Source organism: Leptolyngbya sp. FACHB-711 (genome assembly GCF_014695615.1).
Lineage (GTDB): Bacteria > Cyanobacteriota > Cyanobacteriia > Elainellales > Elainellaceae > Leptolyngbya_A.
In genome coordinates, this window is sequence record NZ_JACJOR010000219.1 from 1 (window position 1) to 13,227 (window position 13,227).

Here is a 13,227-nt window from a genome sequence, read left to right on the forward strand (position 1 = left end):
GGTTCAGGCGATTGGGGACGATCGAAAAGGGGGAAAACTGGTTGGCTTCAGCGGGGCTACGCTTGGGGCTCCAGTTTTTCGACGGTACAAAATCCAGAACCCGGTTGCCACAGGTGCTTGCTACCAAAACCTGAGTTGAAAAATCTCGGAGCTGAAGGCAGCGAACGCTAGGCAACTGGCTTTGAACCTGCGTCAAAAAGGGCTGCACGGTGGTCGGCGAACCCGACTTTAAAATTGCAGTCTGACTCGTGACCGAGAGGGTCGTTTGGAGCGATTGAATCGACGATTGCAGCGTGTCGGCTTTGCGAATGGCACTCTGTTCCAGGTTTAACCGGGCGGTGTGTAGCAGGCTCGTGCGAGCATTGCGAAATGTGACTGCCATCCCCAGAAACAGAATTGGGATGCTGAGCAGGAGAATCCGCAGCAGGAGTATTCGGCGGAAGGAAGACTGACCAAGCATAGTCGTAACCGCTGTTTGAGTGCTAAAACGACTCCGCAATCACATGCAGAACTCCATCGTAATGTATCCACATTAATACTCAATGGATCACGACGGCTTGGCATCCACAGGCAAACGGAATAATTTCAAATTCTCCTCACACAAAGCCTTTTTTTAAAAAGACCGTGAACCAACTGGCTTAATCGTAATATCAAACTTTTGCGATCGAGGTGCAGTGGCGAACATTCTTTACTCAGAAGTTAAACCTCGCTTCAGTAGCGATCCCGCAGCAGGGAGGTTTGAAAAGACACAGGCACTCGACGCACTTCAAACGACTGCTCAGTGGCGATCGCGGCTCAAGTCATAAATTGCCTTCTCGTAGTGCCATTGGTTAGGCTTGTCGGGAAACTTGGCTTGATAGCTGGCAATCAGCCGGATAGCTGCCTTTTGATCCCCGCCCAGCAGTTTAACCAGTTTGCCGTGCAGGGGATGGGCTAGATGAAATCGACCGGGAGTATTTCGTTTGATGCTGCGATTTTGAGGGCTGGAGCGGGTAGGGCTGGAGCGGATAGGGGTAGAGCGGATAGAGGAATGCTGACGGCGAGGCAATGATTTCTGATCCTGAAGCTCCCGTACCAGAAGGTAAACTCCGCAGCCGATCACGCCGCATAAGATCAACAAAAACAGCGATTGCGCGTTTTGAAGCAAAAATCCAACGATGCCCTGCATAATGCCGCCCCGAATCCTGCTGTCTTGGGAATGACTTGAACGATCGCCCTTAACAATACTTCTCAGACGATACTGGTCAAGAGTTCCCCTGCGGCAATGGTTCCTTTAGACTCCTGACAAAACCTGATTCAAGCTTCACTGATGCGATCGATTGTGGGGCTTCACGGGGCTGAAATCTGGTGCAAATCGCCTGCCGGATGCCGCACAATTCCGTATAAATTCTGTTGTTCAGTCGTTTTTCCGGATGGCTCCTGATGACTTCTGCGTTTGCTTCCTCCCGCCTGCCCTATACAATCGTCGTGCTTGCCATGAGTGCAGACGGTAAAATTGCGGATCGCGATCGATCGGCTGCCCGATTCGGCTCGGCTCAGGACAAGGCTCATCTAGAAGCCAGACTTGCAGAAGTCGATGCAGCTCTGTTTGGCGCAGGGACACTGCGGGCGTATGGCACAACGCTGCTGATCAAAAATCCGGCTTTGCTGGCTCAGCGGCAGCAACAGCACAAACCGCCTCAGCCCTTTCACATCGTTTGTTCTGCCTCGGGCGAGTTCAATCCTCAACTTCCCTTTTTCAAGCAGGGAGTTCCGCGCTGGCTACTGACAACCGAATCAGGTGCAAAATGCTGGCAGTCCTGCAAAGGGACTGAGGGCACTGAGTTCGATCGCATTCTGCCCTTTCCTGAGCCGTTTGACTGGAATACTGTCCTTCAACAGTTCAACGAACTGGGTCTAAATAAACTGCTGGTGATGGGCGGCGGCGAACTGGTGGCTTCTCTGCTGGCAGCCGATCGCGTCCATGAACTCTGGCTGACCGTTTGCCCGTTGCTGCTTGGCGGCACAATTGCTCCAACCCCAGTCGAAGGAAGCGGCTTTCCAGCAAATCTCGCGCCCCGGCTAGAACTGCTCTCGGCAGAGGCGATCGATCAAGAGGTGTTCCTGCACTACCGCGTCCAGCAAAAGACTCATCTAAACTAATGTAAAGAACGCTCCTCCCTCACTCCCTCATTCCCCCATCTCCTTACCCCTTACTCCTCCCACCCCTCCATCCTTTTCCTCATGTTTGAAAAACTCCAGCCTCGCTACGCCGTCCAGTGGATTCACAAAATCGAGGAAATTCCCCAAGCAGAATGGGATGCGATCGCTGTGCCACTCAAAACGCCTTTTCTGGAGTGGACGTGGCTGCACAACATGGAAACATCGGGCAGCGTCGGTGCGAACTCGGGCTGGCTGCCGACTCATCTCACGGTCTGGCGCGATCGATCCCTTGTGGCGGCGGCTCCGCTCTATCTTAAGAGCCACAGCTATGGTGAGTTTGTGTTTGACCATCAATGGGCAGATCTGGCGGCGCGGCTCGGGGTTGCCTACTATCCCAAAATGTTGGGGATGTCGCCCTTTACGCCTGCCGAAGGCTATCGCTTTCTGATTGCGCCCGGTGAGGACGAAGATGAATTAACCGAGCTGATGGTCAACGCGATCGATCATTTCTGTATGCGGCACAAGATTTCTGGCTGCAATTTTCTCTACGTTGATCCCGAATGGCGATCGACCATGGAGCGACACGGCTTTTTTACCTGGCTGCACCACAGCTATATTTGGCAAAATCAGAACTTTCAAAGCTTTGAGGATTATCTGGGCGCGTTTAATGCCAACCAGCGGCGCAATATCAAGCGCGAACGAAAAGCAGTTTCCCAGGCCGGTCTACGGCTTCAGCCGCTTACTGGGGAAGAGATTAGCCGATCGCTCCTGTCGCATGTGTACCACTTCTACGCCGATACCTGTGACAAGTTCGGCTGGTGGGGCAGCAAATATCTGACGCGCCGCTTTTTTGAGCAGCTTTATCCCGACTATCTCGATCGTGTGGTGCTGTTTGGTGTGTATTCCACCGAAGAAAACCAGCACCCCATCGGGATGTCCTTCTGTTTAACCAAGGGCGATCGGCTCTATGGACGCTACTGGGGCGCAACGCAGGAGTTTGATAATCTGCACTTTGACACCTGCTACTACACACCGATCGAGTGGGGCATTGCCAACGGCATTCAGCTTTTTGATCCGGGCGCAGGCGGACGACACAAAAAACGGCGCGGCTTCGCGGCAACCCCTAACTATTCACTCCACCGTCTCTATCAGCCCCGGCTGAGCCAAATCCTGCATACCTATATTGATGAAATCAACGAAATGGAGCAGCAGGAAATGGACGCAATCAACCAGGAGTTGCCGTTTAAGCAGACCAATCCGTTAGAGAAAGTTGGGGACGATTGCTAAGACTTCGCCCCTAGAGCCGCCGGAATCGTGATGTCGATCGGGGTGACCTGACCGTTGGGGGCGATCGAGCGGAGCGGTGGCGTAAAGTCCTTGGCGTTGCCAACCACCAGCGTTACGAGTTTGTCAGGCTGAAGGTGGGTTTGAGCGGCTCGCTGAATGTCTGCGGCAGTGGTCGCTTCGACCTGCTTTTGATATTGAAAGATAAAGTCCTGCGGATAGCCGTAGTAGTCATAGCGCATGACCCGCGACAGGGTGGCAAAAGGGGTAGAGAAGCGGAAGATAAAGGCATTCAGCACTGAGTCCTTAGCTCGGCTCAGTTCGGCTTCAGTGACAGGACGGGTGCGGATTTTCTCGATTTGCTCCAGCGTGGATTGAATAAAGGGAACAGTGGCATCCGATCGCGTTTGTCCGCCTGCTGTAAACGTGCCCGGATAATCAAAGGTGGGTGACCAGAAAGCGTAGACGCTGTAGGCGAGTCCCTGCCGCGATCGCACTTCGTTCACCAAGCGTCCGCCAAAGGAACTGAGAACTTCATTCATCACGGTGAGCGGCGCGTAGTCCGGGTCGTTTAGCTTGCCGCCCAGATGTCCCATCAGAACTGAGCTCTGGGTGAGCTGGGGTTGATCAACCAGAAATACGCCGCCCTGCTTTGCCTGGGTTGCTTGAGGCGGATCGATTTTATCTGCTCCGACGGGTTGCCAGTCGCCCAGCTTTGCTTCGATCAGCGATCGCATTTTTGCCGAGTCGAAGTCGCCGATAATGCCGAGCAGCATCTTATTCGGGTGGAAATACTGCTGATAGAACTGCTGCACATCCTGCCGCGAGATATTGTCCAGCGTGGCGTATTCAACAGTACGAGCATAGGGACTGTCTGCTCCGTAGAGCAGCTTGCTAAACTCGCGCTGGGCGATCGAGTCTGGATCGTCATTGCGGCGAGCGATCGAACCACGAATCTGCGTTTTCACCAGATCGATCTTGTCCTGAGGCAAGGCAGGCTGGCGTAGCACTTCTGCAAACAAGCCAAACACTTCTTCCAGATCTTCACTCAGGGCACTAAAGCCTGCACTGCCTGCGGTGGTATCGATGCCCGTTTCGATCGAGGCTGCCCGCTGCTCTAGCAACTGATTTAACATGTCGGGCGGGTGAGCTGCTGTGCCGCCGCTGCGAATCACTGCTCCGGTAATACCTGCCAAACCTACCTTGTCCGCAGGTTCTAGCCGATCGCCTGTGTAGATTGTTGCCGTGCCGCCGACCAGAGGCAGTTCGTGGTCTTCGAGCAGGTAAACCCGGAGTCCGTTGGGTAGCTCAAAGCGGCTATATTCGGGCAGGGTGATCTCGGGTGCAGCAGGCAGTTCCAAGTCACTGTAGTGGCGGGGCGTGACTGCCAGAGCCGGGGCACGTCCGAATCCCAGGATTACAGTGAGCAGGACGGCGATCGAAGTCAGGCTGTAGCGCAGCCAGGGGCGAAGCGAAAATTTCATGAGCGGTGAGAAATAGAAGGGCTATGAGAAGAAGGAATGGAATGGCTATCTTGGCTCTGAATTCTGTAAAACAAGATACTTGTACAACATCCTCTCAGCGTCCAGGCAGAACCGGAGCATCCGTCGAGAGCAGTTTGCCGATCGTTTGCTTTTCAGGTCTAAAGGTTGCCTGTGCTACACGCTGAATGTCGGCTGGAGTAACTGCCTCGATCGCTGGAATCAACTCAAATAAGTTGCGCCAGGAGCCTGTTTTGGCTTCGTACTCAGCCAGCAAACTTGCCATGCCCTCATTCGAGGCAAGGGTTTGCAGTAGTCCGGCACGGGACTGGGTTTTGACGCGATCGAGTTCTTCGGCGGTGACAGGCTCCGTTTTGAGGCGATTGAATTCAGCATCAAAAACTGCCGCAATTTCTTCAACGGTATGTCCCGGCCCGGTGAGCGCATAGATCAGCATTAGATTTGAGTAGCGATCGCCCGGAAAACTATTGGAAATGCTATAGTCCAGTGCCAACTGGTTGTTCAGCACTAGCGATTGATAAAGCCGAGCCGTTCGCCCGTCGCCCAAAATGCTGCTGATCACTTGATAAACCACCTCATCCGGGTCAGTAATCGCAGGACGCTGATAGCCCTCCATATACCAGGGTTGGGTCGGCAGTTGCAGCAAGACTTCTTTGGGCTGCGTTTGCTTGGGCAGGGTTGCCTGCACATCTGGCGCACTTGATCGCACCTTGTAGCGTCCAAAATATGCTTGTGCCAGTTCTTTTACGCGATCGGGGTCAACGTCACCCACCACCGTCGCAATCATGTTATCCGGCGTGTAGTAAGTATCAAAAAACTGAATAATATCTTGGCGCGTCAAGCCGCGAATATCTGCCTCGGAGCCTATCACCGGACGACCGTAGGGATGCCCCGGCAGCGCGGTTTCGAGGAATTGCTCGATCATTTTGCCGATCGGCGAATTGTCGGTTCTCATCCGGCGTTCTTCCAGGATCACGTCCTTTTCTTCGTAGAATTCGCGAAAGACCGGATCGAGAAATCGCTCAGACTCCAGCGACATCCACAGTTCTAGCTTGTTTGCCGGGAAGCTGTAAAAATACATCGTGGCATCCGCAGAAGTTGCCGCATTCAGCCCCACGCCGCCTGCCTGTTCCACGATTTGCCCGTATTCATTTTGCCTGACAAAGGCTGTGGCTTCCTGACGCACCTGAGCAAATTCCTGCTGAAGCCGATTTGCCTCTTCGGTGCGGTTTGCTGCCTTGGCTGCCTCAATCTGTTCAAATAGCCGATCGAGTCGATCGAGCAATGGTTTCTCCGCCCGATAGTTTGTCGTGCCAATTCGATTGGTTCCCTTAAAGGCTAAATGCTCCAGAAAATGCGCTGCACCCGTTTTGCCTTCTTCCTCATAGGCAGCCCCGATCGTGACATAGGTTTCAAATGCAACCACGGGAGCTTGATGCCGCTCCATCACGATAAATTTCATGCCGTTATCGAGCGTGAATTCCGTGATTTGGTTTTTGACGCGATCAATATAGGGCTGAATATTGGTCGAAGAAGCGGTTTGCGCCAGTGCGACAGGCATAAACTGGCTCCAAACCAGACTGAACACCGTTAACCCCATCACCAGCAGGCGTAACCCAGGATGCCCAATGCGAGCAATGCGTTTAGGGTTCAGGCAAGAAAAGAGCGGGGTGAACCGATCGAAAAAAGGCATGAATCAATGTTAAGAAACGCTAGTAAACCAGCATAAGAAGTTTTCTAGGGCTTTGTGGAGTAGCCAGCCGAAAAGAAAATTAAACTTTGCGCTGTCCAACGTTTTTGAATCCAGACTTTGATCCAAACTTTTCTGAGACCAACTTTCAGCAAAAAGCCACTCCTCAATGGCAGTGACCTCAACCCCAAGCTGATACCTCAGCCCCAAATTACAGTAGGCTGGATTGGAACGTGCCTTCAATGAAACGATGACCACAGGGTGGGTCTTAATCTTTGCCGTATTGCTTCTGGGCGGGGTGATTGCCACGGTGGGCGATCGTCTGGGAATGCGCGTAGGCAAAGCGCGTCTGAGCCTATTCAAACTACGACCCCGGCAGACCGCCACCCTGATCACAATTTTGACTGGAGGACTTATTTCCGCTTCAACCCTGGCAGTTCTGCTTGCGGTCAGCGATCAGCTCCGAACGGGGCTATTTGAGCTGCAAAACATTCAGGATGATCTGGAAACCACGCGCCAGGATCTCGAAGATGCCACCACTGAAAAAGAAGAAGTCGAAGATCGGCTACAGGAGGCTCGTCAGCAGCGACGGGGTGCCCAGCGACAGCTAGAGCAAATTAACCGATCGCTGCAAACCTCTCAGGAACGGCAGCGACAAACCCAGGGGCAGCTAGAGCAAACCCAGTCCCGGCTTCAGCAGATTCAGTCCCGATTTGAGCAGGCGCAAACCCTGCTAGGTTCTGTCTCGCGCCAAGCTGCTGTGCTTCAAGACGAAATTGAGCAGCTTCAGTCCGATCGCCAAGAATTGACTCAGCGAATCGGGCAAGCAGAGAACCAAGTTGCCCAGCGCAACCAGCAAATTGCTGCCCGTGATCAGGAAATTGCTTCCCGGCAGTCCCAACTCGAAGCACTAGAGCAGCAGCGCACCCTTCTGGCTCAGGATGTGGAAATTCTGCGGCAGGAATACGAAGGGCTGCGATCGGGCAATGTTGCCGTATTTCGGAACCAGCCTTTGGCATTGGGCGTGCTGCGCGTGGTCAATCCTGATGCGGCTCCCGAAGCCGTCGATCAGCTTTTGCGTCAGGCAAATCGTTCTGCTTTGCAAAGAGTGTTTCCGGGCGGCACAAATCGCAATCAGCAAGTGATTCAGATTACCAATGTCGAAGTCGAACAGCTTGCAAACCAGATCAAAGACGGGCGCGATTACCTGGTGCGAATTCTCTCGCAGGGAAACTATGTGTTGGGTGAACCCTGTGTGCTGGCAGGCGAACCTTGCGTCAAAGTCTATGCCACCGCGTTTTTAAATGAGCGCGTCTTTAGCCAAAACGAAATCATCGCCTCTGCCACCATCAATCCGCCCCTGCTCCAAGACAACAGCGACTTGTTAGAGGAACTCAATCTGCTGCTGTCTGCCGTTGTGTTTCGCGCTGGGCGAGCAGGCATTCCGACCGAAACCCTAACCCTGGCAAACAATGATCCAGAAGCCGTTCGCTCTTTTCTGGGTCGGGTGAAAACGCTTGAGCAGCCGATCGACATTCAAGTCATTGCCCCCACCGATATCAGCACCGTTGGCCCGCTGCAAATCGAGCTACAGGCAGTTCAAAATGGGCAACCCCTGTTTAGTACCCTGCAAATGCCTGCGATTGATCCACCGTCCGAAGCTCCATAAGAATCGCGTCCTTTGCCTCTTTCCTTCGCTGGGTCGATCGTCTAAAGTCTAGAAACTAATCTGTTTTTCCCGTCGTTTTCTGCTGCCGCATCCATGCAAGTTCCCTCTGCGCCTGCTCAGCCTGTGATTCTAGGCTTCGATCCCGGACGGCAAAAATGTGGTGTGGCTATTGTTGGAGTCGATCGCACCCTGTTTTTTCACCAAGTCATCGCTGCCGAAGCCGCAATTCAGACGATTGAACAACTTCGGCAGCAGTTCCCCATCACGACTCTGGTCATGGGCAATCAAACCAGCGCGAAGGAATGGAAGCAGAAGCTCAGCGAGCAACTCACCGATCCGCCTCGCATTGTCCTGATCAACGAACGCTACAGCACCCTGGAAGCCCGCGATCGCTACTGGCAAATGTTCCCCCCCCGCGGATTGACGCGCCTCTTGCCCCGGGGACTCCGCACTCCGCCGCGGGCGATCGACGATGTTGTAGCGATTCTGCTAATCGAGCGATATCTGGGGCAGTTGAGCAGTGGTTAGAGCAGGAGCCGGGTCACTAAAACAGGTCATCAAAACGGTGATGATTGTGCCCCGAATCTCCTTTATTCGCTCGAATAAATCGCCTAACCGTTCAGCTTTTGCTGAAGCAGTTGATTGGTCACTTTCGGATCAGCCTTGCCGCCCGTTGCCTTCATGACCTGACCGACAAAGAAGCCGAGCATATTCTTCTTGCCGCCCCGATATTTCTCTAGCTCGTCGGGAAACTTTGCCAGGACTTGATCGATCGCCGCTTCGATCACCTTTGGGTCAGACACCTGCACCAGTCCTTTCTTTTCGACCAATGCCTTTGCCGAGCCGCCTTCCTTCAACAATTCCGGCAGGATTTCCTTGGCAGCAGAGTTGCTGATCGTGTTGGACTCAATCAGCTGAATCATTTCTGCCAGGGTTTCCGGCTTCAGGGCAATCTCGTTCACGCTCAGCTTCTCTTTGTTGAGATAGCCGCTAATGTCACCCATGATCCAGTTTGCCGCAGGCTTCGCGCTTGCTCCCGTCGCCAGCGCAGACTCAAAGTAGGTAGCGATCGTCCCATCCTCAGTGAGCACTTTGGCATCGTAGGGGGACAGTCCCAGCTCAGTCTCATAGCGGTGACGCTTTTGGGCAGGCAGTTCGGGCAGTTCGTCTTTCCAGGCATTGCGCTGGTCTGCACTAACTTCGATCGGGGCTAAGTCTGGTTCGGGGAAATAGCGGTAGTCGCTCGAGCCTTCTTTGACCCGCATACTAATGGTGCGCTGTGCCCCTTCTTCCCAGAGGCGAGTTTCCTGCACAATGCGTTCGCCGGATTCGATCGCTTCGATTTGCCGCTCAATTTCGTATTCGATCGCCTTTTGAATTGCACTGAAGGAGTTCATGTTTTTGATTTCGACCTTCGTGCCAAATTTTTCTGTGCCGACTGGACGTACGGAAATATTCACGTCGCAGCGCAGCGATCCTTCCTGCATATTGCCGTCGCTCACGCCCAGATAGCGCACAATTCGCCGCAGTTCTTGAGCATATTCCGCTGCTTCCTGACCCGATCGAATGTCTGGTTCTGACACAATTTCGACCAGGGGTACGCCCGTGCGGTTGTAGTCTACGAGGGAATACTTCGAGCCTGAGAGCCGCTCGCTGCCTGCGTGAACTAATTTTCCAGCATCTTCTTCCATGTGGAGGCGCGTAATGCCAATCTTCTTGCGCGTCGGGTTGCCTGCTTTGTCGAGCACTTCGATTTCCAGCCAGCCATGTTCGGCGATCGGCAGGTCATACTGCGAAATCTGATAGTTTTTGGGCAGGTCAGGATAAAAATACTGTTTGCGATCGAACTTGCTGTAGTCAGCAATCTGGCAGTTCAGCGCCAAACCCGTTTTCACGGCATACTCCAGCACCCGCTGATTCAGCACGGGCAGCACACCCGGCATTCCCATGCAGATCGGGCAAACGTTGGTATTGGGTGGCGTACCAAACTCGGTGGAACAGTTACAGAAAACCTTAGTATCAGTCCTGAGCTGGCAGTGAGTTTCCAGACCAATAATCGCTTCGTACTGAGTTTTGGTGGGGGTGGCGGTTGTCATAGACGCAGTGCTTTGAGTGTCTAGAATCCAATGTCTAGGCGACTACGGCTCCATTTTAGCCTAGAAGCTGCCAGCGATCGGACTTCAGTAGGTACGGCTTTCCTCTAGGCGATCAACGTCCCTCCTTGATGGGGAATTTAAGGGGCGATGGAGTGTATTGAACAAATCACCCTTCAAGCATTTCTGAGCTGATTCTGACGCAGCAGACAATTTATGTTAGAGAAAGTTTTTTCACGGAAAAATCGATCGCATCAGGCAAATTGCACCAAAACTCCTTTACTTGAAGCCTGCCGATAGGCTGCTTGTGACTACAAAACCTGGTGATACAGCATCGGCACCGTCTTCCCCGACAAATAAAGCGGATGCTTCGGCTGACCCGATCGATTTACCCCCAAACAATACACACCATAATTTCCAATCAGCTCCAGCACCCTTCGATCGCGTCCCGCCAAGGTTCCCCAGTTGCCCCAGGCGATCATCACTCGATCGCTTTCTTGAACTGCGCTCAGGAGATGGCGATCGTTTTCTGCGCCGATCGGATCAGATGCCTGCTGCAAAACCGTAGGATGGGTGGCTTTGAAGCCGAAGAGATTGACGACCTTTAGTGAACCGTAGCCCCAGGTTTGAGCAAACTGAAGGCAGCGGCGAATGGTGGGATCGTTGCGATCGGCATCCGCAGTGCTGGGGTTGAGCATGACAAAGGTGAGGCGGGGGGCATCAATTTGCCAGGTGCGCCAGAGTAAATAGCGATAGTCACCTGTAGCGTCAAAGACTGCGCCGCTGGGCAAGATCGTCTTTTCTAAAGCGGAATGAAGGGAAGTGCAAGGATTTTTCACGGGCTGGGTTTCCCTGCGTACAATACAAATAGGGCTTCTCTCTGCTGAGTGTGGCGATAGGGTTGCTCAGGGGCAAAACCTGGATCACGGTTAGGATAACCCGCAGGAGTTGCTTTTTTAAAACCGAATTTTCGTATCCGAAGAGGAAAGAGAGTCATGGGACTATTTGACCGTGTGAGCCGCGTTGTTCGGGCAAACTTAAACGCTGCCGTCAGTTCGGCTGAAGATCCAGAGAAGATTCTCGATCAGGCAATTATTGATATGCAGGAAGACCTGGTGCAGTTGCGTCAGGCAGTGGCTACGGCGATCGCCAGCCAGAAGCGCACCCAGCAGCAAATGAACCAGGCCAACTCTGAAGCAGACAACTGGCAGCGACGGGCAAAGCTTGCATTGGAAAAAGGCGACGAAAACCTAGCACGGGAAGCACTAAGTCGCAGAAAAACCAACGTTGAAACCGGGACTGCCCTCAAGAACCAGCTCGATCAGCAGGCGGGCACGGTAGATACGCTGAAGCGCAACCTGATCGCCCTGGAAGGCAAAATTTCTGAGGCAAAAACCAAGAAAGATATGCTCAAAGCCAGAGCTAGTGCAGCCAAGGCAAACGAGCAGCTTCAGAAAACCGTGGGTGCTTTGGGAACCGGCAGCGCAATGTCTGCCTTTGAGCGGATGGAAGACAAAGTGCTGCAAATGGAAGCGCGATCGCAGGCAGCGGCAGAACTGGCAGGAGCCGATTTGGAAAGTCAGTTTGCCCAGCTTGAATCGGGCAGCGATGTGGATGATGAGCTAGCCGCGCTCAAGTCTCAGCTTCTTACAGGTTCCACCCCTAGCCAGGCACAGTTACCGGGTACGCAAACGACGGCGCCTGCCTCAGCTCCGGCTGCTCCCCAGGATCCGGCGGTTGACGCAGAGCTAGAAGACCTGAAGCGACAGCTTGATCAGCTCTAAGATCGATTAGCTCTAAGAGCACTGCATTTAGAAAAACAGAACTTTGGGGGTAAGGTATCCTTGCCCCTATTTGTTTATATTCTGATTAGTGCTCGATCGGCTCTTCCAGCTGCGAGATTTAACCAGCCTTTGGAGTTTATTCGCAGCTCAAATTGAGTAGCTTTAACGATTCAACCCGCCGTTAATTCTGGTAATCCTTATAGGGTTGTTGTGTGAACGTCTTGCCCAGAGCGCGGGCAATCTACTCGTACTACCCCGCAAAATTAGTTGGGGACAAACTCTTCTCTCCATCTCGACTTCTCTCCCCATCCCGACTTCATCCGAATTATGCCGCGATCGAAAAAAGCTGCATCCCGACTTTCTTCTGCGACTGCTCCGGTGCAAACCAGTCCCTCCCCAGAGGCTGTTGCCCCAGAGGTAAGTGCTGCCGTTTCCGCTAACGAAGGAATTGCAATTGAACCGCAGCACTATCTCAGCCAGGAATTGAGCTGGCTAGAGTTTCACAATCGCGTGCTGCACGAGGCGATCGATCCGCGTACGCCCTTGCTAGAGCGAGTCAAGTTTATGGCAGTCTGCTGCTCAAACCTCGACGAATTTTTTATGGTGCGGGTGGCGGCACTTAAACAGCAGATCGAAGCCGGGGTGATGAGGCGATCGCCCGATGGCTGCACCCCGCAAGAACAGATGCAGTTAATCGCTCAGCGGCTCCGTCCGATGGTGGCGCAGCAGCAGCAGCATTTTCAGCAGGTCTTACGTCCCCAGCTTGTCGCGCAAGGAATTTATTTGCTGGATTATCAGGATCTGACCTTGGCACAGCAAAGCTATCTAGAGCAATATTTCGACAATCGCATTTTTCCCGTACTCACGCCGCTGGCGGTCGATCCGGGGCATCCCTTTCCCTACATCTCGAATCTCACCCTTAATCTGGGCGTGATTGTGCAGGATAGCGAAACTAAAACAGAGCGTTTTGCGCGAGTTAAAGTGCCCGATGGTCTGCCGCGTTTTATCCTCTTGCCGTCTGAACTATGGGATGCGAATCCGCCAATTTGGGCAGGGGTTCCGG

Annotated in this window: 11 protein-coding genes and 2 pseudogenes; 7 read left to right on the forward strand and 6 right to left on the reverse strand. The window is 53.3% G+C overall.

The window, feature by feature from the left end:
• Positions 1 to 460: pseudogene (locus H6F80_RS08355) on the reverse strand (sensor histidine kinase); the annotation flags it as partial.
• 214 nt (positions 461 to 674) lie between these two features.
• On the opposite strand from H6F80_RS08355, the gene H6F80_RS30330 reads away from it, so the two are divergent.
• Positions 675 to 806 carry a hypothetical protein gene (locus H6F80_RS30330; RefSeq protein ID WP_277879076.1) on the forward strand — a complete coding sequence of 44 codons (132 nt, stop codon included), beginning with the start codon at positions 675 to 677 and terminating at the stop codon, positions 804 to 806.
• On the opposite strand, the gene H6F80_RS08360 is transcribed toward H6F80_RS30330, so the two are convergent.
• Positions 779 to 1,168: a hypothetical protein gene (locus H6F80_RS08360; RefSeq protein WP_190791117.1), complete on the reverse strand. Its 390-nt coding sequence runs from the start codon at positions 1,166 to 1,168 to the stop codon at positions 779 to 781. The genes H6F80_RS30330 and H6F80_RS08360 overlap by 28 nt on opposite strands.
• A 254-nt stretch (positions 1,169 to 1,422) precedes the next feature.
• On the opposite strand from H6F80_RS08360, the gene H6F80_RS08365 reads away from it, so the two are divergent.
• Together H6F80_RS08365 and H6F80_RS08370 are read left to right on the forward strand one after the other, a co-directional pair.
• Positions 1,423 to 2,142, forward strand: a complete 720-nt coding sequence (locus tag H6F80_RS08365; protein WP_190791118.1) for a RibD family protein — start codon at positions 1,423 to 1,425, stop codon at positions 2,140 to 2,142.
• A gap of 81 nt (positions 2,143 to 2,223) precedes the next feature.
• Positions 2,224 to 3,429 carry a GNAT family N-acetyltransferase gene (locus H6F80_RS08370; protein ID WP_190791119.1) on the forward strand — a complete coding sequence of 402 codons (1,206 nt, stop codon included), beginning with the start codon at positions 2,224 to 2,226 and terminating at the stop codon, positions 3,427 to 3,429.
• On the opposite strand, the gene H6F80_RS08375 is transcribed toward H6F80_RS08370, so the two are convergent.
• Together H6F80_RS08375 and H6F80_RS08380 are read right to left on the reverse strand one after the other, a co-directional pair.
• Entirely contained in the window at positions 3,426 to 4,910 is a 1,485-nt protein-coding gene (locus H6F80_RS08375) for a M16 family metallopeptidase (RefSeq protein ID WP_190791120.1), read from the reverse strand. The genes H6F80_RS08370 and H6F80_RS08375 overlap by 4 nt on opposite strands.
• Positions 4,911 to 5,004: 94 nt before the next feature.
• On the reverse strand, positions 5,005 to 6,621 hold the full coding sequence (locus tag H6F80_RS08380; RefSeq protein WP_190791121.1) for a M16 family metallopeptidase: 1,617 nt from the start codon (positions 6,619 to 6,621) through the stop codon (positions 5,005 to 5,007).
• 247 nt (positions 6,622 to 6,868) lie between these two features.
• Between H6F80_RS08380 and H6F80_RS08385 the strand changes: the two genes are divergently transcribed.
• Positions 6,869 to 8,287 carry a DUF3084 family protein gene (locus H6F80_RS08385; RefSeq protein WP_190791122.1) on the forward strand — a complete coding sequence of 473 codons (1,419 nt, stop codon included), beginning with the start codon at positions 6,869 to 6,871 and terminating at the stop codon, positions 8,285 to 8,287.
• A 93-nt stretch (positions 8,288 to 8,380) separates the two neighbouring features.
• Positions 8,381 to 8,815 (forward strand): pre-16S rRNA-processing nuclease YqgF, encoded by a 435-nt coding sequence (locus H6F80_RS08390; protein ID WP_190791123.1) that lies wholly within the window; start codon positions 8,381 to 8,383, stop codon positions 8,813 to 8,815.
• A gap of 83 nt (positions 8,816 to 8,898) precedes the next feature.
• Here the strand turns inward: H6F80_RS08390 and gatB are convergent, their stop codons facing one another.
• Positions 8,899 to 10,383, reverse strand: a complete 1,485-nt coding sequence (gene gatB, locus H6F80_RS08395) for an Asp-tRNA(Asn)/Glu-tRNA(Gln) amidotransferase subunit GatB (RefSeq protein ID WP_190791124.1) — start codon at positions 10,381 to 10,383, stop codon at positions 8,899 to 8,901.
• A 308-nt stretch (positions 10,384 to 10,691) separates the two neighbouring features.
• Positions 10,692 to 11,219, reverse strand: a complete 528-nt coding sequence (locus tag H6F80_RS08400; protein ID WP_347277844.1) for a DUF1643 domain-containing protein — start codon at positions 11,217 to 11,219, stop codon at positions 10,692 to 10,694.
• 156 nt (positions 11,220 to 11,375) lie between these two features.
• On the opposite strand from H6F80_RS08400, the gene H6F80_RS08405 reads away from it, so the two are divergent.
• Complete coding sequence (locus tag H6F80_RS08405) at positions 11,376 to 12,164, forward strand: PspA/IM30 family protein (RefSeq protein ID WP_190791125.1); 789 nt, start codon at positions 11,376 to 11,378, stop codon at positions 12,162 to 12,164.
• A 267-nt stretch (positions 12,165 to 12,431) separates the two neighbouring features.
• Positions 12,432 to 13,227: pseudogene (locus tag H6F80_RS08410) on the forward strand (hypothetical protein); the annotation flags it as partial.

Coding starts and splice junctions, on each gene's coding strand:
- H6F80_RS08390 (WP_190791123.1), top strand. CDS start 8,381: ATGCAAGTTCCCTCTGCGCCTGCTCAGCCTGTGATTCTAGGCTTCGAT.
- H6F80_RS08365 (WP_190791118.1), top strand. CDS start 1,423: ATGACTTCTGCGTTTGCTTCCTCCCGCCTGCCCTATACAATCGTCGTG.
- gatB (WP_190791124.1), bottom strand. CDS start 10,383: ATGACAACCGCCACCCCCACCAAAACTCAGTACGAAGCGATTATTGGT.
- H6F80_RS08370 (WP_190791119.1), top strand. CDS start 2,224: ATGTTTGAAAAACTCCAGCCTCGCTACGCCGTCCAGTGGATTCACAAA.
- H6F80_RS08380 (WP_190791121.1), bottom strand. CDS start 6,621: ATGCCTTTTTTCGATCGGTTCACCCCGCTCTTTTCTTGCCTGAACCCT.
- H6F80_RS08375 (WP_190791120.1), bottom strand. CDS start 4,910: ATGAAATTTTCGCTTCGCCCCTGGCTGCGCTACAGCCTGACTTCGATC.
- H6F80_RS08385 (WP_190791122.1), top strand. CDS start 6,869: ATGACCACAGGGTGGGTCTTAATCTTTGCCGTATTGCTTCTGGGCGGG.
- H6F80_RS08360 (WP_190791117.1), bottom strand. CDS start 1,168: ATGCAGGGCATCGTTGGATTTTTGCTTCAAAACGCGCAATCGCTGTTT.
- H6F80_RS08405 (WP_190791125.1), top strand. CDS start 11,376: ATGGGACTATTTGACCGTGTGAGCCGCGTTGTTCGGGCAAACTTAAAC.